Source organism: Epilithonimonas arachidiradicis (genome assembly GCF_003610695.1).
Taxonomy (GTDB): Bacteria; Bacteroidota; Bacteroidia; order Flavobacteriales; family Weeksellaceae; genus Epilithonimonas; species Epilithonimonas arachidiradicis.
Genome location: NZ_RAQH01000001.1, coordinates 460269 through 483235 on the forward strand (window position 1 = coordinate 460269; position 22967 = coordinate 483235).

Annotated in this window: 22 protein-coding genes; 6 read left to right on the plus strand and 16 right to left on the minus strand. The window is 37.3% G+C overall.

What is annotated here, in order from left to right; genetic code table 11:
- Nucleotides 1-71: 71 nt before the first annotated feature.
- The gene (locus BXY58_RS02210) at nucleotides 72-668 is read right to left on the minus strand and encodes a superoxide dismutase (protein ID WP_120212166.1); all 597 of its coding nucleotides are present in this window, start codon (nucleotides 666-668) and stop codon (nucleotides 72-74) included.
- Nucleotides 669-1124: 456 nt separating this feature from the next.
- Between BXY58_RS02210 and BXY58_RS02215 the strand changes: the two genes are divergently transcribed.
- The 3 genes from BXY58_RS02215 (at nucleotide 1125) to BXY58_RS02225 (ending at nucleotide 5551) form a co-directional block, all read left to right on the plus strand.
- Nucleotides 1125-2345, plus strand: coding sequence for an aminotransferase class V-fold PLP-dependent enzyme (locus BXY58_RS02215; protein ID WP_120212520.1), 1221 nt, complete (start codon nucleotides 1125-1127; stop codon nucleotides 2343-2345).
- A 270-nt stretch (nucleotides 2346-2615) separates the two neighbouring features.
- A complete protein-coding gene (gene lon / locus BXY58_RS02220; RefSeq protein WP_120212167.1) occupies nucleotides 2616-5018 on the plus strand; it encodes an endopeptidase La in 2403 nt (800 codons plus the stop codon).
- A gap of 155 nt (nucleotides 5019-5173) precedes the next feature.
- Nucleotides 5174-5551 (plus strand): DoxX family protein, encoded by a 378-nt coding sequence (locus tag BXY58_RS02225; RefSeq protein ID WP_120212168.1) that lies wholly within the window; start codon nucleotides 5174-5176, stop codon nucleotides 5549-5551.
- A 32-nt stretch (nucleotides 5552-5583) separates the two neighbouring features.
- On the opposite strand, the gene BXY58_RS02230 is transcribed toward BXY58_RS02225, so the two are convergent.
- From BXY58_RS02230 to rsfS, 6 genes are all read right to left on the minus strand, one after another.
- The gene (locus BXY58_RS02230; RefSeq protein WP_120212169.1) at nucleotides 5584-6378 is read right to left on the minus strand and encodes an alpha/beta hydrolase; all 795 of its coding nucleotides are present in this window, start codon (nucleotides 6376-6378) and stop codon (nucleotides 5584-5586) included.
- A gap of 162 nt (nucleotides 6379-6540) precedes the next feature.
- Complete coding sequence (locus tag BXY58_RS02235; protein ID WP_120212170.1) at nucleotides 6541-7194, minus strand: phosphatidylserine decarboxylase family protein; 654 nt, start codon at nucleotides 7192-7194, stop codon at nucleotides 6541-6543.
- An 11-nt stretch (nucleotides 7195-7205) separates the two neighbouring features.
- Nucleotides 7206-8081: a phosphatidate cytidylyltransferase gene (locus tag BXY58_RS02240; protein WP_120212171.1), complete on the minus strand. Its 876-nt coding sequence runs from the start codon at nucleotides 8079-8081 to the stop codon at nucleotides 7206-7208.
- Between the two features lie 9 nt (nucleotides 8082-8090).
- Nucleotides 8091-8669: an LUD domain-containing protein gene (locus tag BXY58_RS02245; protein WP_120212172.1), complete on the minus strand. Its 579-nt coding sequence runs from the start codon at nucleotides 8667-8669 to the stop codon at nucleotides 8091-8093.
- Nucleotides 8670-8802: 133 nt separating this feature from the next.
- Nucleotides 8803-10764, minus strand: a complete 1962-nt coding sequence (gene ftsH / locus BXY58_RS02250) for an ATP-dependent zinc metalloprotease FtsH (protein ID WP_120212173.1) — start codon at nucleotides 10762-10764, stop codon at nucleotides 8803-8805.
- 41 nt (nucleotides 10765-10805) lie between these two features.
- Entirely contained in the window at nucleotides 10806-11168 is a 363-nt protein-coding gene (gene rsfS, locus BXY58_RS02255; RefSeq protein WP_120212174.1) for a ribosome silencing factor, read from the minus strand.
- An 87-nt stretch (nucleotides 11169-11255) separates the two neighbouring features.
- Here rsfS and BXY58_RS02260 point away from each other — a divergent pair, with 87 nt between their 5' ends.
- A complete protein-coding gene (locus BXY58_RS02260; RefSeq protein WP_120212175.1) occupies nucleotides 11256-11966 on the plus strand; it encodes a biotin--[acetyl-CoA-carboxylase] ligase in 711 nt (236 codons plus the stop codon).
- A gap of 73 nt (nucleotides 11967-12039) precedes the next feature.
- Here the strand turns inward: BXY58_RS02260 and BXY58_RS02265 are convergent, their stop codons facing one another.
- The 4 genes from BXY58_RS02265 to BXY58_RS02280 form a co-directional block, all read right to left on the minus strand.
- Nucleotides 12040-13134: an LptF/LptG family permease gene (locus tag BXY58_RS02265; protein ID WP_120212176.1), complete on the minus strand. Its 1095-nt coding sequence runs from the start codon at nucleotides 13132-13134 to the stop codon at nucleotides 12040-12042.
- A gap of 83 nt (nucleotides 13135-13217) precedes the next feature.
- The gene (gene tgt / locus BXY58_RS02270; RefSeq protein WP_120212177.1) at nucleotides 13218-14348 is read right to left on the minus strand and encodes a tRNA guanosine(34) transglycosylase Tgt; all 1131 of its coding nucleotides are present in this window, start codon (nucleotides 14346-14348) and stop codon (nucleotides 13218-13220) included.
- A gap of 64 nt (nucleotides 14349-14412) precedes the next feature.
- Entirely contained in the window at nucleotides 14413-14838 is a 426-nt protein-coding gene (locus BXY58_RS02275; protein WP_120212178.1) for a DUF4296 domain-containing protein, read from the minus strand.
- A gap of 73 nt (nucleotides 14839-14911) precedes the next feature.
- Nucleotides 14912-15628, minus strand: coding sequence for a polyprenol monophosphomannose synthase (locus BXY58_RS02280; protein ID WP_120212179.1), 717 nt, complete (start codon nucleotides 15626-15628; stop codon nucleotides 14912-14914).
- Between the two features lie 682 nt (nucleotides 15629-16310).
- On the opposite strand from BXY58_RS02280, the gene BXY58_RS17185 reads away from it, so the two are divergent.
- A protein-coding gene (locus BXY58_RS17185; RefSeq protein ID WP_425321069.1) for an IS1 family transposase occupies nucleotides 16311-17008 on the plus strand; the annotation gives its coding sequence in 2 pieces (ribosomal slippage) (nucleotides 16311-16695 and nucleotides 16695-17008; 699 coding nt in all).
- On the opposite strand, the gene BXY58_RS02290 is transcribed toward BXY58_RS17185, so the two are convergent.
- The 5 genes from BXY58_RS02290 to BXY58_RS02310 form a co-directional block, all read right to left on the minus strand.
- Nucleotides 17005-17556 (minus strand): serine O-acetyltransferase, encoded by a 552-nt coding sequence (locus BXY58_RS02290; protein WP_120212180.1) that lies wholly within the window; start codon nucleotides 17554-17556, stop codon nucleotides 17005-17007. The genes BXY58_RS17185 and BXY58_RS02290 overlap by 4 nt on opposite strands.
- Nucleotides 17557-17689: 133 nt before the next feature.
- Nucleotides 17690-18883, minus strand: coding sequence for a glycosyltransferase (locus tag BXY58_RS02295; protein WP_120212181.1), 1194 nt, complete (start codon nucleotides 18881-18883; stop codon nucleotides 17690-17692).
- A gap of 4 nt (nucleotides 18884-18887) precedes the next feature.
- Nucleotides 18888-19841: a 3-oxoacyl-ACP synthase III family protein gene (locus tag BXY58_RS02300; RefSeq protein WP_185140455.1), complete on the minus strand. Its 954-nt coding sequence runs from the start codon at nucleotides 19839-19841 to the stop codon at nucleotides 18888-18890.
- A 118-nt stretch (nucleotides 19842-19959) separates the two neighbouring features.
- On the minus strand, nucleotides 19960-20880 hold the full coding sequence (locus BXY58_RS02305) for a glycosyltransferase family 2 protein (protein WP_120212182.1): 921 nt from the start codon (nucleotides 20878-20880) through the stop codon (nucleotides 19960-19962).
- A 61-nt stretch (nucleotides 20881-20941) separates the two neighbouring features.
- Nucleotides 20942-22087, minus strand: a complete 1146-nt coding sequence (locus BXY58_RS02310) for a glycosyltransferase (protein ID WP_120212183.1) — start codon at nucleotides 22085-22087, stop codon at nucleotides 20942-20944.
- Nucleotides 22088-22177: 90 nt separating this feature from the next.
- Here BXY58_RS02310 and BXY58_RS02315 point away from each other — a divergent pair, with 90 nt between their 5' ends.
- Nucleotides 22178-22954, plus strand: coding sequence for a class I SAM-dependent methyltransferase (locus BXY58_RS02315; protein WP_120212184.1), 777 nt, complete (start codon nucleotides 22178-22180; stop codon nucleotides 22952-22954).
- Nucleotides 22955-22967 lie beyond the last annotated feature (13 nt).

Genomic DNA, 22967 nt, shown 5'->3' on the forward strand with positions numbered 1-22967 from the left:
CATTTCAATCAGATAAAACAAAAAAACCATCAGAAATCCTGATGGTTTTTTTATTTAGTAAATTTAATATCTTATTTGTTATAAAGCTCTTCCACTTTATCCCAGTTGATTACATCAAAAAACGCAGACACATAGTCAGGTCTTCTGTTTTGGTAATTCAGGTAATAAGCGTGTTCCCAAACATCCAATCCAAGAATCGGAGTTCCTTTTACGTCAGCAACAGGCATTAGTGGGTTATCTTGATTCGGTGTTGAAGAAACAACCACAGAACCATCAGAGTTTTTCACCAGCCAAGCCCATCCAGAACCGAATCTAGTCTTAGCAGCATTAGAAAAATCTTCTTTGAATTTTTCAAAACCACCAATTTTTTCGATTTCAGCTTTCACGTTTCCAACCGGCTCTTTGCTTCCGCCCGGAGTTAAAATTTCCCAGAAAAGTGTGTGATTAAAGTGTCCACCGCCGTTATTTCTTACAGCCGGCTTATCTGTACCTGTTTTTTGGATGTCTTCAAGAGATTTTCCTTCAAGGTCAGTTCCTGCAATGGCGTTATTAAGATTATCCACATAAGCCTGGTGATGCTTCGTGTGGTGGATTTCCATTGTTTTCGCATCAATCGTTGGTTCCAACGCATCGTACGAATAAGCTAATTTTGGTAATTCGAATGCCATAGTTTCGTATTTATTTTGTTATTAATAAATGAATTGGTCAAAAATACTCAATAATTATTCCTTAATCCAATAATCACAGTCATTTTATAAATATTTAACATCGAAATTTTTAATAAATTTTGTCGTAACTTTGAACCATTCTAAATAATTGTAACTAAATCTATAATTATTTGGGCAGCTTTATCCGCCTTCCGCTCCCAATCTTTTTTGCAGGAGAATTTCAGTATCAATAGAAATCGACTACAAGCAAAAAAGGATTTCCGCTCAAGTCGGGCTGCAAAAAATCAAGGAACGAGATTCATCTATTCCTATTAATAATAAGAATTAGAGATAATTCTTTGTTAAGTTTGAAGTTTATACTGAGCTTGTCGAAGTACCTTTGTGAAACTTAAAAAGATATTTAATTTAAAAAATCTTGTGCACTTTGTGTTCAAAATCAAAAATCTAATTAAAGAAATGTTCGACATCAATCATATCAGAGCACAATTCCCAATCCTGAATCAGCAAGTCAACGGAAAACCATTGGTTTATCTGGACAATGCTGCAACATCACAAAAACCGATTTCAGTTCTGGAAACTTGGGAAAAATATTACGAAACCATCAATGCGAATGTTCATCGTGGGATTCACACTTTGAGCCAATTGGCGACGGAAGAGATGGAACTTTCCAGAAAGAAAATCCAGAGATTCATCAACGCCAAACACGATTATGAAGTTATTTTCACAAAAGGTACAACTGAAGGAATCAATTTGGTAGCTTATGCTTTGACGAATCAAATTAAGAAAGATGATGAGATTATCATTTCTTATCTGGAACATCATTCCAACATCGTTCCGTGGCAGATGCTTTGCGAAAGAACCGGCGCAAAACTCCGCGTTATTCCAATGGACGAAAACGGAATCCTTCAAATCGACGTTTTAGATTCCTGGCTGAACGAAAAAACAAAGGTTGTTTCTGTCAATCAGGTTTCTAACGCTTTGGGAATCATTAATCCAATCGAAGAAATCATCGAAAAAACAAGACGACTTTCCAATGCTTATGTTTTGATAGATGGTGCACAATCTGCTCCACATTTCAAAATCGATGTTCAGAAACTGGACTGTGATTTCTTCGTTTTCTCAGGACACAAGATGTACGCGCCAATGGGAACCGGAATTCTTTACGGGAAAGAATCCGTTTTGGAAAATCTTCATCCGTTCCACGGCGGTGGAGAAATGATTGCAGTTTGCAGTTTTGAAAAAACAACTTACGCAGGCTTGCCTTTCAAATTCGAAGCTGGAACTCCGAATGTTGGCGGAAATATTGCTCTCGGCGCAGCTGTTGATTTCATCGAACAAATCGGTCACGATAATCTGCAAATTCACGAAAACGAACTTTTGACTTACGCTCAGAAAAAACTTCTTGAACTTGACGGAATCAAGATCTATGGCGAAAAAGCCAATAGAACTGGTGTAGTTTCTTTCAATCTGGATGGCGTTGGAATTGCTTCTGACACAGGAATGATTCTTGACAAAATGGGAATTGCGGTGAGAACAGGCCATCATTGTACACAACCAATTATGGATTTTTTCAATATCGCAGGAACTGTTCGTGCAAGTTTTGCGGTTTACAACACTTTGGAAGAAATAGATATTCTGGTTGAAGGTGTGAAAAAAGCGCAGAGAATGTTAGTTTAATAAGTAAAATATTTCTCGTAGATTAAGCAAATTGGATGGATTTTAAAAAATTAATCAGCATAATCTATAAAATAAGCGAGACGAATCAAATAAATCCTTTCAAAATTTCTGAAAGGATTTTTGTATTCTGCCAAATTGTATCGTTTTTCCCTGTGGCATACCTCTTGCGAAATTATTCTACAACATAGAACCAGATTGATTTTCTAAGAAATATAGAGAATCAATCTTTATATCCATTAAGATTAATGACAATATGTCATCAACTATATTATGACAGAATTTGAAAATATCAATTTTGAAGAGATTCTTGACGAAGGTCTGGGAATCATTGCGGAAGAAATTAATTTTTCTGACTTCGATACTAAGGAAAGTGATGAATCTCAAAATCTTTTCCCAATTCTTCCAGTAAGAAATATGGTAATGTTCCCAAAAGTAGTGATTCCAATTACAGCCGGAAGAGAAAAATCTAAAAAACTGCTGGAGGAAGCTCAAAAAGAAAATAAATTCATTGGTATCATCAGCCAGAAAAACCCGAATGAGGAAAATCCAACGGAGAAAGACCTTTACACAATCGGAACTTTGGCAAAGATTATCAAAATTATCAAGCTTCCGGAAGGTAACATCACGGCGATTACAAGAGGTGTTCAACGTTTCAAAATCAAAAAAATAGTGTCTCAGGAACCTTATTTCGAAGCTGAAATTACCAAGCAAAAAGATTCACAACCAAAAGATAAAGAAGAATTTCTCGCTTTGATCGATAACATCAAAGATCTGGCAGAAAAAATTATCAATATCGACCCAAACATTCCGAATGCTGCACAATTTGCACTGAAGAATATCGAAGGGCAGGAAGATCTACTGAATTTCGTTTCGGCAAATGGCAATTTTTCTTCAGATAAAAAACAACAATTGCTGGAGGAAAAAACTTTGACTGGACGTGCGAAAGCTTTGTATGAACTGATGCATGATGATTTCCGTCATCTGGAACTTAAAAATCAGATTCATCAGAAAACAAGCAAAGACCTTGACAAGCAACAACGCGAATATTTCTTGAACCAGCAAATCAGAACCATTCAGGAAGAGTTGGGAGGCGGTGCAGAATCTGATGCGGACGAAATCAAGAAAAAAGCCTCTAAAGTCAAATGGAATGCTGATGTGGAAGCGCATTTCCAGAAAGAATTGCAAAGATTACAACGCCAGCATCCTAATTCTCCGGACTATAATGTTCAGCGCAATTATCTGGATTTCTTCACAGATTTGCCTTGGGAACATTATTCCAAAGACCATTTTGACCTTATCAAGGCCGAGAAGCTTTTGGACAAGGAACATTTTGGTCTAGAAGATATCAAAAAGAGGATACTGGAACATATGGCCGTTCTGAAACTGAAAAACGATATGAAATCGCCAATCCTTTGTCTGGTTGGTCCTCCGGGTGTTGGTAAAACTTCTCTCGGGAAATCGATTGCGGATTCTTTAGGTAGAAAATATGTTCGTGTTTCTTTGGGTGGTTTGCATGACGAAAGTGAAATCCGTGGTCACAGAAAAACGTATATTGGTGCAATGGCGGGAAGAATTCTGCAATCCATTAAGAAATCAGGAACATCCAATCCGGTGATTGTTTTGGATGAAATTGATAAAATTGGACAAGGTATCCACGGCGACCCAAGTTCGGCGTTGCTGGAAGTGCTTGACCCTGAACAAAATAATAATTTTTACGATAACTTCCTTGAACTCGGTTATGACCTTTCCAAAGTGATGTTCATCGCGACAGCCAACTCATTGTCAACCATTCAGCGACCTTTGTTGGACAGAATGGAAATCATCAGCATTGCCGGTTATACTTTGGAAGAAAAGATTGAAATCGCCAAACGACACTTGGTTAAAAAACAACTTCAGGAAAACGGTTTGGATGCAAAATCCTTGAAATTAGGAAGTACTGAATTAAAACATATCATTGATGCTCATACTTCGGAAAGTGGTGTGAGAACTTTGGAAAAAAGAATTGCCGGAATCGCGCGTTGGGTGGCGCTCCAGATTGCAATGGAAAAAGAATTTGACCCGAAAATCTCTGTCGATAAAGTTGATGAAATTTTGGGTGTTCCAAGACCGAAAACATTGTCGGAAATAACGGATGTTCCCGGTGTTGTAACAGGTTTAGCCTGGACTAGCGTTGGTGGCGATATTCTATTCATCGAAAGTATTTTGTCCAAAGGAAAAGGTGGTCTGACGATGACCGGAAATCTCGGCAACGTGATGAAAGAATCCGCAACAATCGCATTAGAATTTATCAAAGCGCATTATGAAGAGTTAGGGATTTCGGAAGGAGATATCGAGAAAAAAAACATCCACGTTCACGTTCCGGAAGGTGCAACGCCGAAAGACGGGCCTTCTGCCGGAATTGCAATGCTAACATCGATGGTTTCCAGCTATAAGAACAAAAAAGTGAAACCTCACTTGGCTATGACCGGCGAAATTACACTTCGCGGAAAAGTATTGCCTGTTGGCGGAATCAAGGAAAAATTATTGGCTGCAACAAGAGCCGGAATCAAGGAAGTGATTCTTTGTGAAGCGAACAGAAAAGATGTGGAAGAAATCAAAAAGGATTATCTGAAAAACCTGAAAGTCAACTATGTCAACAATATGAGCGAGGTTATAGAAATCGCTTTGAAATAAGTACTTTTAATAAATTCAATTTAAAATAATATCCGTTTGTGAAATTTCGCAAGCGGATTTTTTTAAGGCTTATTTTTGATAAAGTTGTCCCAAGGCAATTTTTGAATGGGGAAAAAGAATTAATTTAGAATTGAATTAAAAAAACTATACATTTTATGAAATACATTAAATTTATTCTATGTCTTCTTTTCGGATTAATGTTTATCAATGCCGGATTAGACAAGTTTCTGCATTATATGCCAATGCCGGAGATGAAACCTGAGCAAATGAAATTATTCGCTGCTTTTGGAGAAATCGTTTGGCTGATGCCGCTAATTGGTACAGTTGAAATTATTGGAGGATTATTATTTATTATTCCCACAACCAGAGCTCTTGGCGCAATAGTGATCTTACCTGTGCTGGTAGGAATTGTTCTTCATAACTTTACTTTGTTCCCGACAAATGAAGGCAGAATAACAGCAGTTATTCTTTTACTAATCAATCTTTGGATACTGATTGATAACCGGGAAAAATATAAAGCTTTGTTGAGCTAAAAAATTAAAGGGAAGACTAATCTTCCCTTTTTTTACAATTTTTTAATAGCTTTTACAATCTGGCCAGGTTCTACCATCATTGCCTGAAGATGTTCTCCGGAAAATTCCAAAAACTGTTTCGGCTCCGGTGCATTATTATAAATGACTTGCCCGTGTTCAAAAGGAACTGTCGAGTCGCCTTTGCTGTAGATGAATAGCTTTGGAAGACCTTTCAAAGACTTAACATCTTCTTTTGCAGAGTAAGGAGAAACCACATATTTTTCGATAATGTCTTTCATTTCCGGTTTGAATTTGATTGCAATATCTGTGAAAGATGACATCCCGCCATCCAGAATTAATCCTGAAATTTTTGACTGATTTTCTTTAGCCAAATGCGTCGCTATTTGAGAACCTAATGAAGCTCCATAAAGATAAACTTTGGTATTCTGAATATCTTTCCTGGTTAAGAGATAATTGAACATTTTTTGACCATCTTCTGCAACATTCAGATGGGTTGGTTTTCCGGTTGATTTCCCATAACCTCTTACATCCACCATTACAACTTGAAATCCATTTTCTACCAAAGGCTTGGTCATAAACTGATAGGTAGAAATATTACCGCCAGCGCCGTGAAAAAAAAGAATCGTTTTCTGGATAGATGTGGATTCCGGTTTTAAAACGACTGCCGTAATAGTGTCACTTTCTACAGGCAGGCTTACATTTTCGATATGTTTGAATTCCAGAGGCTGCATTTCTTTCTTAGGCTGGTAGAATTTATCATCCATTTGAGCTTTAGAAAAATTTGATAATAGGATTAAGAATAGAGAGAAGAATACTGATGTTTTCATTGTTTTAAATTTATTTGATGGTTCAAAAATAGGATGATTGCCTATCAAAAAGAAAATGATTCGACCGAACTGTAAAAAACACTGACCGAATTGTCAATTTAACGGATGAAACAAAAAAGAGACTTTAAAAAAGTCTCTTCTAATTTTATGAATTTTGAATTTTTAATCTCTAAGTCTGGCAATTATATCCAATCCGCCTTTGGTCTTATCGCCAATTTTACAAAGAATTTCGGTATCCAAAGGCAAGAAAACATCCATTCTGGAACCAAATTTAATGAATCCAAACTCGTGTCCGGCTTTTGCCTTATCCTGAACATTACAGTAGAAAACAATTCTCCTGGCCACATAACCAGCGATCTGACGGAAAACCACTTGATGGTTGGTCAAACTTTGTACAGCTACGGTAGTTCTTTCGTTCTCGGTAGAAGATTTTTCGTGCCACGCTACAAGATATTTTCCAGGGTGATATTTTTTGTATGTTACATCACCACTTACCGGATAACGACAGATGTGGACATTAAGCGGTGACATAAAAATAGAAACCTGAATACAATTAGCCTTCAAAACCTCATCTTCAAAAACTTCTTTTATCATTACCACTTTTCCATCAACCGGCGCAATGACATTTTCTGTATGATCTAGAATGGCTCTGTTGGGAACTCTGAAAAACCAGAAAATCAATCCTAACATCACCAATAATGGAATTAAAACCACCAATGACCATAATTGTAAATAATAAATAGATATGGTTCCGATAAATGCAATAAACAAAATTGCAACGATCAATGTCCCCTTCGATTCTTTATGTAGTTTCATAAATGTAGTTTCTAAAATAGTTTTTCTAAGATAAAGTATAGATAAATCACCGGCGCACAAATGATAAAGCTATCCAGCCTATCAAGAATCCCACCGTGTCCGGGAATGATGTTCCCACTGTCTTTAACTGCAAAACTACGCTTTAGCTGACTTTCTACCAAATCACCCAGCGGTGCAAAAATGGAAATCAGCAGCCCGACAATCATCCAGTTTCCTCTCAGTTCGGGAAAATGTTGCTCTACAAAAAATCCTAAAATCAATGTCAATATCACGCCTCCGGCAAATCCTTCCCAGGTTTTTTTAGGAGAAACTTTGGGCGCCATCTTATGTTTTCCGAAGAATTTTCCTGTGAGATAAGCGAACGTATCACTACTCCAAATCAATACAAAAAGCATAAATACTTCTAAGGTAAATGGTTTGTCCGGATCAAGCGTACTGAACTTCGGTAAACCTAAAGCGAAACCAAAAGGCAATGCCAGATAAATAACGGTGAAAATCAGTTTACCATTTTCGAAATAAAGTTCTCTTGAGTATTTGAAAAGTGTAATCGCAGCAATGGGAATTAATGCTAAAGCTAAAATCTCGCTAAAGTTAAGATCAAAGAAAAAGCCGTGGTAGAAAAAACGCTTGCTGAAACGGTAATAGATAATCGCAGCAACGGGAAACACCAGCCATTTGTATAGGCTGTTATCAAATTTCATAATCCTGATACATTCGTAAAGTCCTACAACCAAAAAAAATGTTATCAATCCGTAAAAAAGATATTGTTGTTTTACATCAGGAAAAATATTACCTAACAAATATTCCCCCAAAGGCGTGGTACAAATTGCTATAACAAAAACATAGACAAGTCCCGAAATCGTCCGCTGAATTAAATTTTTATCCAAAACTGAAGTTTAATCTTCCAGCAAAAGTAAGAAAAGTTTGGTATTATCCTTATTAGGCGTGTCTAATTTGGATTGGCTACCGCTGATAGAGGTCAAATTCTTAAGATTCCCTGCACGTTTCACCTTCATCATTGCTTCATTCAGGTTACTGGCGATTTGAGATACATTTGCCATAATGATTATTTTACTCGGCAATCTTGAAGAATGGTAATGAAGAATATTATTGTGAGAAAGCATTATTCTGCCATCAAAAGCAATCAGATATTCGCAGGTGATGAAAGCTGCATCGTTTTCCTCTGTCAGCTCGGGAGAATATGGTGTTTTGATAACGTCCAAGAAATTTTTCAAATCCTGATCCCAGCAAAATACGTTGCTGATCTGCTCGATCTTGATGATTTGATTCAAGGTCTGCAGCGCTTCGGACTCGTCCGCACAATAATTAAAAAAACCACCGGAATGCGTAAAAAGTTGCGCAAACTTATAATCCAAATCGGCATCGCGAAGCTGATCCGCCAGTTTTGTAACGTCTGGCTCGGCCTCCTCGGGCTGGTTCATTATCTTATTAACGAGTTTCTTAAACAGACTCAATTTCTGTAATTTTTTATTAATTATTACAAATGTAAAGAATTATTATAATACTCTAAAAACCAAAACTTTGTTTTAATAAAAAAAATCCTAAACAAATTAGGATTTTTTTTATTATTTCTCATTAGAGTAGCAATTAACTCTCTGTATTTAAGACGTTTCCAGCTTCTGCAGGATTATCCACACTTGATACTGGTTTTTCTGTCAATTCTGGATCCCAAGCCCTTTTTCCGAAAATTTCTTCAAGATCTTCGCGGAAAATCACTTCTTTATCCAATAATTTTTGAGCTAATGCGTCTAATTTATCTCTGTTTTCCGTAAGGATGTTAACGGCTCTTTGATACTGTGTTTCGATCAATTTAGAAATCTCTTCATCAATCAGTTTTGCAGTCTGCTCAGAGTAAGGCTTCCCGAAACTATATTCTGACTGTCCGGAACTGTCATAGTAAGAGATATTACCCACTTTGTCATTCAGACCATAGATTGTAACCATTGCCTGAGCTTGCTTAGTTACTCTCTCCAAATCAGAAAGAGCACCCGTAGAAATATTCCCGAAAACAGCCTGCTCCGCAGCTCTACCTCCTAAGGTTGCACAGATCTCGTCCAACATCTGCTCTGTGGTTGTCAGCTGTCTCTCTTCCGGAAGATACCAAGCAGCTCCTAATGAACGTCCTCTAGGAACAATCGTAACTTTAAGAAGTGGCGCAGCGTGTTCTACCAGCCAAGAAATGGTTGCGTGACCGGCCTCGTGGAAAGCCACTCTTCTTTTCTCAGAAGGTTTGATGGCTTTATTTTTCTTTTCAAGGCCACCAATAATTCTATCAACAGCATCCAGGAAATCTTGTTTTGTAACAGATTCGTGTGAGTTTCTTGCTGCAATTAATGCCGCTTCGTTACAAACATTTGCGATATCAGCACCGCTGAATCCCGGTGTCTGTTTTGCTAAGAATTCTCTGTCGATGTTCGGGTCTAATTTGATTTTCGCCAAATGAACTTCAAAGATTTGTTTTCTCTCATGGAGTTCCGGTAAATCCACGTAAATAGACCTATCGAAACGGCCAGCTCTCATCAAAGCCTTGTCCAAAATGTCCGCTCTATTGGTTGCTGCCATTACAATCACATTGGTATCCGTTCCAAAACCGTCCATCTCGGTAAGCAACTGATTCAATGTGTTTTCACGCTCATCATTACCTCCTGTGAAATTACCTTTTCCTCTTGCTCTACCAATGGCATCAATCTCATCGATAAAGATAATGGCCGGCGATTTTGCTTTTGCCTGAGCAAAAAGATCTCTAACTCTGGAAGCACCAACGCCCACAAACATCTCCACAAAATCAGAACCTGACAATGAGAAGAAAGGAACCTTGGCTTCGCCAGCAACCGCTTTTGCCAACAATGTTTTACCAGTTCCCGGAGGCCCTACCAAAAGAACACCTTTCGGGATCTTACCTCCCAGTTTTGTATATTTTTCAGAATTCTTCAAGAAGTCAACAACTTCCTGAACTTCCTCTTTCGCACCTTCCAATCCTGCAACATCTTTGAACGTTACCTGGATTTTATCCTTTTCATCGAATAATTTTGCTCTTGATTTGCCAATACTAAAGATTTGTCCACCAGGACCTCCAGCACCACCGCCCATTTTTCTGAAAAGAACAAAATAGAACAATGCCATAATTCCTATCCAGAAAAGCGCTGTGAAAAGAAGATCTGAGAAAAACCCCTGGCTTTTCCCGAATTCCATTCTTGCCTGTTTTGGAAGTTTGGAATTGATACTGTCAAATTTTTCCTGGAAATATCTCAAATCTCCATAAGTCAATACAAAATCCGGACTTGGCTTGATATTGATTACAGATAGCGGATCGCTTTTCTTTTCTCCTTTTTGTAATTCGGTTTTAGCTTCTTTGGTAAGGTAGACATCCGCCTTGAAGTTGTCTCTGTAAACCATCACTTCGTTGACTTTCCCCTGCTGAACCAAACCGTAAAATTCTTTTTCATCTATATTTTTTACCATAGAATCTCCCAGAAGTCCCGGAAGAAATATGAGTAAAATAAGTCCCAATAAAACGGGTATGAACCAATTGAATCCTTTGTTATTCATTCTTGTTTTTTAAATAATTGAGATGCAAAAAGCTGCATCTTTTAGCTTTCTATTTTTGTGATCTTTGCATCGCCCCAAAGCTCCTCGATATCATAATACTCGCGGATTTGTTTTTGGAAAACATGCACTACCACAGAAACATAATCAACTAATACCCACATGGCATTTTCCGTACCTTCTACGTGCCAAGGTCTTTCTTTGATGTCGTTTCTTACTTTTTTTTCTATGTTGCCGGCAATTGCAGAAACCTGAGTGTTTGAGTTTCCACTGCAGATGATAAACGTGTCTGCTGCTGAGTTTTCTATGCCTGATAAGTCGAAAATCTGAACGTCTTCTCCTTTAGTATCCTGAATCGCTTCTACGATTTTGTCGATTAATAATTGTTTTTCTGTACTTTTACTCATTCAAAAAAATTGTCTAATTGCAAATTTATTGATTTTTATCTATTTATCTTTTGTTTCATCGCTTATAATATCTTAAAGTTTTCATAAATGAGTCAATTAATCCATCTCGAAAGTTGTTTTTCTACGAATGATGAAATTATTACCCTCATAAATGATGACGAATCAACTGCTGTTTTTACCTTTAATCAGTTAAAAGGTCGCGGGCAATATGGCAATATCTGGAAGGTGAATCCTAATCAAAACCTTGCCTACTCACTGGCAGTTAGAAATGATAAAATCAATATCTCCGCTACTTCCCTCAATTATTATACCGCTATTATTGTCCGGGATTTTCTTGACAATCTGACAAAATCCCAAGCCAGAATCAAGTGGCCCAACGATATTATCCTTAACGGAAAAAAAGTTTGTGGCATTCTTATCGAAAAAAAGAAAGTGAATCAACAAACATATTACATCCTCGGAATCGGAATCAATGTGCTGCAGGAAGATTATTCCCAACTGCCAAAAGCGGGATCGGTTTTCACGGCAACAGGATTAAGGTTTGATTTACAGAAATTTGCGACGGATTTTCATCAGACTCTGATTTCTAGATTGAATAATAACATTTCTGAAAAAGAAATCTTAAACCAATATAACCGGTTTCTTTTTAGAAAAAATGAGATCAGTGTTTTCCAGAAAAATAATGTGCGCCAAAATGGCATCATCAAAAATGCTGACGAAAACGGCTTCCTTTGGATTGATCTGGAAAATGAAGGTTTACAAAAATTCTTCCACAAAGAGATAGAAATGTTTTATTAGTCTTATGAAAATTCTACAGATCATCATCATCAACTCCGCAAAGAAATTCGGATAAACAAAATTTAATTAAATTTTATTCATTCGCTCTCTTGATATAGAGATACGCCGCAATCGGTGCGAAAACGATGTTCGGAAGCCACATTGCTAAAAGTGGCGGTAATGTCTTGTTCTCGGAAACGACATTCAGAACTTGAAAGGAAAATACAAATAAAAACGCCAAGGCAATTCCCAAAGCCAGATTGAGCCCCAGTCCACCGCGTTTTTTCTGGGAAGACAATGACAATCCCAAAAACGTTAAGATGATAATGGAAACCGGCATCGATGTTCTTTGATAAAGCTCATTGTAAAAGGATGTTACGTTGTTATTTCCTTTCATTTTTTCACGCTTGATCATTTCCAGAAGTTCCGGCGTGGTTTTATTTTGTGCCACAAGCTTGTCGGGAAATAATTCTGAAGGCGGCAACTTAAAATCCTGAATCTTGGTTGTGCCGTTACCAAGAATCTCGGTGTTATTTTTTGATGCAGTCCGTTCTACGTAATTATTTATCACAAAATGCTTTTTCTTTGCATCCCAGCTGATATCCATCGCCGTGATCTGATAGATCAGTTTTTTGTTCTTATCAAATCTCTGGTACATATAGCCTGAACCACGATTTTCCTTTTTGTTATAGCTGTTGACAAAGATATATTCGCTGGGGTTGATGTTGGACGCAATGGTCATATTACCCAAAAGCTTTTCTTTGTTAATCGCATTATAGGTATAAGGCTCCAGAACATTTTTCTTGATATTGGACCAAGGTAAAATGAAGTGATTGAGCGCCAGTGTGATACATGCAATGAGAATCGATGTTATCAAATATGGTTTTGCAAACCTGTGAAAACTTGCGCCACTACTGATGACCGCAACAATCTCCGTATTGTTCGCCATCCTGGACGTGAAAAAAATCACGGTAATGAAAACCAGAATCGACATAAAGGTCAGAACCAGATTCAGAATCCAGAACGGATAAAAATTCAGTAGAAAATACCCAACCGTGAAACCATTGCTCTCGATCCTTGGTGTTTTGGACTGAACATCAACCACCAATACAATAATAGACAACAACGCCAACATAAAAATGAGGGTTCCCAAATATTTTTTGATGACATAAAGGTCTATGATTTTCATAAGGTCAGATGTTGGATGTCAGAAGTCGGATGATAAATATTCAACGCTTAAACTGGATTCTTTTTACTTTTTTCTTGTGTCTTCTAAAGCCTTGTTTTCAATTGTGGGATAATCTGGTCCTTCCATTGATAGAAATCCCCCGCAACAATATGTTCTCTCGCTACTTTCACCAGATCCAGATAAAATGCAAGATTATGAATCGATGCGATCTGTTTTGCAAGGTATTCCTTCGCTACGAAAAGGTGACGTACATAAGCTTTAGAATATTCCTGATCCACAAAACTTGTCCCAAACTCATCCAAAGGCGAGAAATCGGTTTTCCATTTTTCGTTTTTCATATTCATCACACCTTGCCAGGTGAAGAGCATTGCGTTTCTCGCATTCCTCGTTGGCATCACACAATCCATCATATCGATACCAAAACCAATGCTTTCCAGAATATTCCAAGGTGTTCCGACACCCATCAGATATCTTGGTTTTTCTTTTGGGAGGATATCCGTTACTTCGTTGGTGATTCTGTACATTTCCTCTTCAGGTTCGCCGACGGAAAGTCCACCAATCGCATTACCTTCTGCTCCGGCTTCTGAAATCACTTCAGCCGAAATTTTTCTCAAATCCGAAAAACAAGAACCCTGAACAATCGGGAACAGTCTTTGTTTGTGACCGTACAATTCTTTGTTCTCATTAGTCCAGTCAATACATCTTTTTAACCAACGGTGCGTAAGCTCCATCGAGGTTTTCACAGCATTGTAATCACTCGGATAGGCAATACATTCATCAAAAGCCATAAAGATATCTGCGCCAATCTGCCTTTGGATCTGCATAGAAATCTCTGGCGACATAAAGCGTAAACTCCCATCGATATGCGATTTGAATTTAACACCTTCCTCCGTAATTTTCCTGCTTTTTGCCAAAGAAAAAACCTGATAGCCACCGGAATCCGTCAGGATTGGTCTGTCCCAATTCATAAATCGGTGAAGCCCACCAGCCTGCTCCATAATATCCATTGCAGGACGGAGCATCAGGTGATAAGTATTTCCAAGAATAATTTGTGCTTTTATATCTTCTTTCAGTTCTCTCTGATGAACGGTTTTCACCGATGCAACAGTTCCAACCGGCATAAAAATAGGGGTTTGGATCTGTCCGTGGTCTGTCGTAATGACTCCAGCTCTTGCTTTTGACTCTGAAGTTTTTTCGATTTCAAAAAATTTCATTCGTATATCTTAAATTTCATCTTCAGCATTTATTCTGCCGAATAGAACTTGTTTTTTTATATAATTATCTCGCTTGTGCCGGAAGCGTGCCGCCTGCTTCTTTCAACTTTTTCCGGATATATCCATCAGCTTTCGGATCTTTGGATATAATAATCTCCTGAGCTTTATCAAAAATCTCCTGTATCGTTTCCGGTTTTGTCATATAGTATTTGTAACTCTCTGTAAATAATTCTCCCTTGATGTTATACTTTTTCAGAATAAATCTTGTTGCATTTTCAGAATTAATATTACCTCCAATGCTGTAACTCTGCTCATTAATGGCAAAGTCCGCAATAATCTCGGACATTTTATCCTTCGGTATAATATCCTTCGGTTTTTCTATAGCTTCTGTACAAGACAAGACACAGAAAATCATCATTAAAGAAAAAATAAAATGCCTCATATCATAATTTTTAGGCACAATAGATTTTAGAAAGAAAAATTTCTTCATTAGTTAAAATAACTATTTGTTCTTTGTTTTTCATTTTTAAACTGCTCTCTACGTGTCTATGAGATTTTAATATCTATAATTTTCCGATCAGGTTTTTCCATTTGAGGTTTAAAACCCCAAAAACAGCTTCCTGTATGATGCCGCCATTCATTTTGCTTTCCCCTTCCGTTCTGTCGGTAAAAATAATAGGAACTTCAACAATTTTCAGATTCTTTTTGAAAACGCGGTACTTCATCTCAACCTGGAAGCCGTAACCTTTCAGTTTGATTTTATCCAAGCCTATTGCCATTAAGGTTTCTTTTCTAAAACAAACAAATCCCGCCGTTGTGTCGTGAATCGGCAATCCGAGGACAAAGCGTACATATTTTGAAGCGAAATAAGACAACAACACTCTTCCCATCGGCCAGTTGACCACATTCACACCCTGAGAATATCTGGATCCAACGGACATATCGGCATTTTTACAAGCTTCGTAAAGCTTGATCAAATCTTTTGGATTGTGAGAAAAATCGGCATCCATCTCGAAAATGAAATCATAATCGTTGTGGATCGCCCATTGGAATCCGTGGATATAAGCTTTTCCCAAGCCATCCTTAACTTTCCTAACAGTCAGGTGAAGCTGTACCGGATACTTTTCGCGCAATCTTTTTACAATTTCCGCAGTCCCATCAGGAGAAGAATCGTCTACCACCAACACATGAAAATCCTGCTGCAAATCAAAAACAGCCGAAATAATTTTTTCGATGTTTTCTTTTTCGTTGTAAGTTGGAATTATGACAAGCTTCTTCATCCGTGAAATAATTCGCAAAGATAATCTTTTACACGTTAATCTTTTTTGGTGGATCGTAAATTAACTTTTTTTAATAGAAAAAGTTATGGCTCATCAAGGCGTTATTTAAGTGGGCTTCGAAAGCCTCAGTCTGACAGCGGTTTCTTAAATGGTAATGAATTGATGACGCGTTTAAGACCCTTCGACTGCGCTCGGTGTGACATTTCTGATACTGAGTGTTTATAGTTACAGGTTTCTGTTGTAATCTACTGATATTTTGTTGCTTATGATATTTTATTTAACATAATATGATTGGTTGTATATCCATTCTTCGATAGTTGTATAACCATTCTATATCCGTTGTATATCCCTTCCATATCCTTTGTTCGATGTTTGTTCGATGTGGCATTAATTCTGAAAAGATGTTTTGATGTTTGGGGTTTTTAGCTTTGCAGTAACAGGGATTTGAGAAATTAATATTATTTTTGCTCACAAAATTATAATGCGACAAGATTTGGCGCATTGCTGTGCTATTATTGCACCGTGAATGATAACTAATAATGGTAATGTGTCATAATTAGTGATAGGCATGGCTTTCAATATTAACTTATTGATAATCAAATAAAATAATAAATTAGAATATTAAAAACGAGAGTAGGGATTACCTGCTCTCGTTTATTTTTGGAGAAAAAATAGAATGCAAATGATTGAGAATCATTATAGGTGTGTCAGAGTTAGTGATACAGGAATTTGTCCTTTTTGTTACTCGGGCAAGATCATTAGAAATGGGAGTACAAAAACCAGAAAACAACAGTACATCTGTAAAAATTGTCATAAAAGGTTTTTGGACTGCTATACTTACAAGGCTTATCACTCTAATATCAATCCATTAATTATCCAATTAATCAAAGAAGGTCTTGGTATCCGCTCTATGGCAAGAGTATTGCAAATATCAGCTACGACAGTACTCAGAAGAATTAAAAGTATAGCAGAAAATATTGTACCTCCTGTTTTACCATTCGGAAAGATTTATGAATTGGATGAGATGCGGTTTTTTATCAGGAAAAAGAGCAACCCGATGTGGCTGTTTATGCTATTGATAAAGTGACGAAAGAAATCGCTACTTTCTATATTGGAAAAAGGAATAATAAAACTCTCAACACTGTTGTGAAAACCTTATTGAATGCCAGAGCGGCAACGATATTCACAGACCAATTGAAGAATTATCAATATCTGATTCCGAAATCGATTCATAGTACCCAAAGATATCAAACGAATGGCATCGAAAGGATGAATCTCACGCTGAGAACCCATCTGAAACGATTGAACAGAAGAACTATTGGTTTTAGCAGAAGTATCACGATTCTATCCGTTATTTTGAAAATCTACTTTTGGAGCTAAACCTTATTATTAATATAATTCTCCGTAGCATTGGCTTTTGAAGAAATAACCGCAGGATTACCAACAACGATAGAGTTATCAGGAACATCCGTCGTGACATAAGCATTAGGCGCAACCAAAACATTATTGCCGATAGTGATATTGCCTACAATCACTGCGTTTGGGCCAATCCAAACTTCATCACCTATTATAGGAACGCCTTCGTTTTTGCCGCGGTTAGCCTGGGCGATAGTAACACCCTGAGCAATGTTGCAGTTCTTTCCAATTTTAGCTTTCGGATTGATGACCAGCTGTCCCCAATGCCCTAGATAGAGTCCCTCGCCAATCTGAGTTTCGGGATAGATCTGGAAACCATACTTGATTTGATAATGACGAAGAATCAACTTGTAGAACAAGCCGATAACCGGTTTTTTGTAATGTCTCTGAGTTTTCCTCAAAAGATAAATGTAATGCAGATTGGGACTGAAACACTTTTTCAGAATCTGAAAAGATGAAAGGTAGCGCCCGCTTTCTCTGTAAAAATCTTTTTGAATAATAGAATAACTCATAGTGTAAAAATAGGAATTACAAAAATATCTTTTTTAATAATGATGATTTTAACACAAAGTTCACAAAGTTTTTTGAGAGATTCAATGTTTCTAAGGACACAAAGATGTTTTGCTTTAAGGGAAAGAGTTTTAATTACAAATTATCAATGATTTGCATAATCGAATTGACCGAGTTTTCTAAGTTGAAAGGCATCTCGTAATTCTGTAAATTCTCCTGATAGGTTTTGAAACTTTCGGGATTGATTAAAGCCTGTTTCATTCCCTGGTAGATACCGTCTTCTGAGTTTTCTATGATTGATCCGAGTTTTCCGTTTTCCAGCATTTCGCTCACGCCAGAGACATCGGTTGCAATGATGTTTTTTTTAAGGGTAATAGCTTCGAACAGAACAGTCGGAAAACCTTCGTAACGGGAACTCAGGATATAAAAATCTGCCGTCTTGAAATAAGGATAAGGGTTGTCTGTAAAACCTAACATTGTTGCTGATTTATCAACGCCTAATTCTGTTTTCAACTTCTTTACATTTTCGAAATCATAACCGTCTCCCACAATCAATACTTTATGTTGGAAACCTTCGTCCAGTAATCTTTTATGAACCTTCAATAATCGGTCAAATCCTTTTTGAGGGAACACAGTACCTACGGAGATGAATAATGGTTGATGGTTGATGGTTGATTGTTGATGGTCTTCTGCTCCGCTCAGACTGGTATTGTTATTTGTTAGTTGATGGGGAATCTCAGCTTGGGATTTGGTCAGGATTTCATCAGTGTCCAGAGGATTATAAATTCTTACAATCTTTGATCTTTCTTCTTCAGTTTTGGCTAGGGATAAAAAGGTTTCCTGAATCTTTTCAGAAATTACCATCACTTTATCATAATTGAAAAAACGCCTGATTTTCTCCGGTGTGTAGCCACTGACTTGTGTCAGGTCATTGTGGATCCACATCAGTTTTTTGGAAGATTTTAACGGGCTGTTCAGCACCTCGTCCATAAAGCCATGGATGGCAGCAAACTCGATGTCGTATCGTCTGTTCTTCAGTTTTCTTTTGTAGAGAATCTTTGGATATTTCTTCAGTAACCGCTGATAAACAACGCGGTATATTTTTTTTGGGATATCCTTTGGTCGGTTGGTAGTGATCATCTCACCACGATTGAGGAACATGACATTCACCCAATCGGGGACATCCGTAAGATATTTCCCCGAATAGAGATTCAGTAAAAGATCAACTTCATATTTGTCTTTTGGGAGATTTTTTAAGAACGTCACCAGAACTTTTTCTGCGCCGCCGTGACGAAGAGAACCAATTCTGATAAGGATTTTCTTTTTCAAATTTTTAAAATTCTAAAACGCCTGCTCCCCAGGAATAACCAACGCCAAAACCAGCCACCATCACTTTGAATCCTTCTTTGATTTTGCCTTGGTCAAAAGCCTGCTTCAGAGCAATAGGAATACTTGCAGAGACTGTATTGCCTATATTTTTCATATCGACGAAGAATTTATCCTCCGGGATATTACAGAGGTTTCTTAGATAATTCAGCATATAAGAACTCGCCTGGTGAAAAACGAATAGGTCGATCTCATCCAATTTGAGTTTATTCTTCTTAAGCGTATCCTGAATCAAAGTCGGGATATTTTCTACAGCAAAGGTGAAAATCTTAGGCCCTTTCATAAAAAGGGTAGGCTGCTCCTGCGTTTTGTTTCGGGAAGCCCCTTTTTCTACGATCAGGTTATTGAAGCCGCTGCCGTCTGTGCCTACTGAAAACTTGTACTGTTCTTTAGAATCATCTTTTTCAACAATAGTGACTGCGGCACCGTCTCCAAAAATGGTTCTGTTGGATTTATCATTTTTATCCAAAAACTTGCTGTACGTTTCAGCAGTAACTAGTAGGATATTTTTTGCAACGCCAGAAGCTATAAGTCCTTGAGCCAGTGTTAACCCATAGACAAATCCGGAACATCCAAGATTGAAATCCAATGCGCCAATGTTCTTGGAAAGGCCTAATCTATCCTGCAAGATACAGGCAGTTGTCGGTAAAAAGTAATCGGGACTTTGGGTGCAGAATAAAATAAAATCTATTTTGCTTTTATCATAGGTTTTGAAAAGCTTCTCACAGGCCTGAAATGCCAAATCCAGAGCTGTCTCATCATCATCAGCAATATGTCTGGACTCTACACCGATTTTTGCTTTGATCTTCTCGGCGCTCCATTCCGGAAACTCCTTCGAGATATCTTCATTCGTTAATATATTATTGGGCAAATAATACTCTATTGCTGCAATATTAATCATTATACTCTTTCCTAAATTTTTGCAAAGATAAGAAACTCTTATTCCATATAGGTCAAAATACAAATATATTATACCTAGAATAATATTATGAAGCTGCCGGTCAACTGTAAAAAAAAGTCTAAATAAATCGTCTGAATTTTATCAATTCATACATCATTGCAAAAGGAATGAGTAATACAATTAAATTTTTGTTTTCGGCACGTTGGATAATCTCTTTGTATGATTGCAGATTATACCGCGAATACCGGATGTAATTGAACTGGAATACAAGCCAAATTTTGAAATAGTTTTTTTTGAGATAGAGATTGTACTTCCGTATAATTTCGTGAAAGAAAAAGGAAAAACCGGCCATATATTTTTTACCCGGCCCTATGGATTTGGAAATGTTGTCGTGCGTATCGTGTTGAAAATAGATCCTCATAACCTTATTGATATACATAAAATTATATTGGTAACTCAGTTCAAACCAGAAAAGATTCTCAGGGATGTAAACATCAATCTCTGGATAGGCATATTGGATGGTTTTCAACAATTCCACTTTATGAAAACTGCTTTTTTCGCCCTTTACATTGTATTTGAAACGCATTTCAAAATCATTGGAAATCCAGTAGTTAAAAGGATATTCTGTTCCTATGAAATTCCCATTCTGATCTTCGCAATGGTACACCAATCCACAGATGTTATCCTGCGTAGCGGCGTCCAGACTATTCCAATCTTCGACGAATGTAGACAAGCAATCATCCTTCAAACCATCGTCGTGACCTGTAAGGTATAAGAATTTTCCATTAGCATTATGGATGCCGGTTTCAATATTTTTTGTAACCATCTGATTGGTTTCGTTCTGGATGATTCTAATAGGAAACGAGGCGCTTTTTTGTAGTTCTTTTAACAAACCAACCGTATTGTCTGTGGAACAATCGTCTACAATTAACCATTCGAAATTCTTATAAGCCTGCTTCTCTAACGTTGAAAAAACATAAGGAAGGAAATTCTCGGCATTATAAGTCGGTGAGAAAATTGTGATCAAAGGATTTTCCATAAAACAGGCGTATTAAAAATACTGTATTGTGTAATTTTAAGAAATAGGGTAATTGAGTTCTCTAGCGAGCAAATCTAATAAATAAGTCTTCGATCTGCTTATTGATGATGGCATTGTCAAATTTTGATTCGATGCTTTTATTATTATCAGTAATCTTATTAATAAAATCCTGATCCTGAATAAATCTTTTCATGGCCTCTGCCATCGCTTCTGCCGAGTACTCTATCAGTAAACCATTCTCATTATGTGTCATCATTTCCGAAATTCCGCCCACATCTGTACTGATGATGGGTTTTCCTAAGATCAAAACTTCACCTATTGTGAGAGGGTAGGACTCTGAGTCAGAGGATAATATATAAAAGTCTGATGCTTTGATGTAAGGGTAGGGATTGGCCTTGGCTCCGTAGAACAGGAAAGTATCTTCTACGTTAAGTTCTTTTGCCTGGTTTTTCAAGTTCTGGTTTTCCTCGCCATCACCAATAATCGCAACGGAATGCTGCACACCCTCATCCAACAGCATCCGATGTGCCCGCATCAGCGTATGATAACCTTTCCTTTTGTTTAATCGTCCAATTGACAAAAAAACTGGTCTCTTGTCAAAATCAACTTCGAATTCCTTTGATTTATCCCGGGTTGCAGAGATGTCAATCGGATTATAAATAACCTGGCTATTGGGATATGAGATATTGTATTGATCGGCAATAACCCGTTGGGTCTGCTTGGAGCCAAATACTACCCAATCAAATTTTTTAAGCTTATTGAGTAATAATAGATTGTTGTTATGGTCTTTACCATCTCTGATATCGGTGTGGAACCACGCGATTTTTTTGGTTTTTTGGTCATAGTTCAGTACATCATCAAAGCTTGTATAAGTAGGAGAAACGATAATGTCGAAATTTTGTTTCAAATAGAATTTCCGAATCAGGAAAGGGAATTTGGACAGTAGTCTGAGTTTTAGATTTCTAATTACCAACTGGACTAGAAACAACAGCTTGAATCTGGAGAAATCCTCTTTGCCTCTTGTAAGATACTTGAGCTTGATGTCTTTGGGGATCTGATTCCTCATTCCGCCCTGATAGAGCTTTAGCAATAATGTAACTTCAAAGATATTTTTGTCAATATTCTTTAATTGATTGATGACAACTTTTTCTACACCACCAAACTCCATAGAACGGTGTATGAATAACACTTTTATTTTCTGATTCATCGGGTGTTTCCAAAAAAATAATTCTAAAAAACAAATATAAGCATTGTTTGACCAATTCTTTTGTATTTTTGCATTTCAAAACATAATTGTATGAGTAAGGTCTCCGAAATTGCATCTACTTTTTTTGCCTATCTGAAACGTCCTGATCTGTATCCTGAACTGAGACGTAAAATATGGAAAAACATCTTCAACCGTTCATCCGGATTGCGAGGCAAGGAAGAAGCCGAACAATGGTGCAAAAGCATTGCAATTTCTGAGAAGCACTTCATTGAAAAAGTTCTGAATACGACCTTTATTCCTTTCGAAAAATTATTCCCCCAGGAGTTTGCAGGGGCATTACAAGCTCAGGCGAAAGCGCCGGTGAAAATGGGTGGCGCAGGTTCTTTAAGTGTGATCTATTACATTAACGAATATGCAAATGCTCAAAAATCTATAGAAACCGGTGTTGCTTACGGATGGTCTTCTTTTGCCGCTCTGGCATCATTGGTTCACAGAAACGGAATGCTGTACAGCTCGGATATGCCTTATATCCTGCAAAATCAAAGCGAGGATTTTGTAGGCTGTGTGATCCCGGAAAAGTACAGAAGCAACTGGGATCTCTACCGCTTTGCAGATAAGGAATCTCTTCCCAAGATTTTTGAAAAAGCAAGTTCTTTTGATGTTGTGCATTATGATAGTGATAAAACCTATGATGGAAGGATGTGGGCATACAAATTATTGTGGAGTAAGCTAAGGAAGGGAGGTGTTTTTATGAGTGATGATGTGGGTGATAATGCCGCTTTCAAAGATTATTGTGAACAAAATAATCATCAGCCTCATATCATAGAATTCGATGGCAAATTTGCCGGAGTTATTATAAAAGAATAAAAAAACGCTTCAA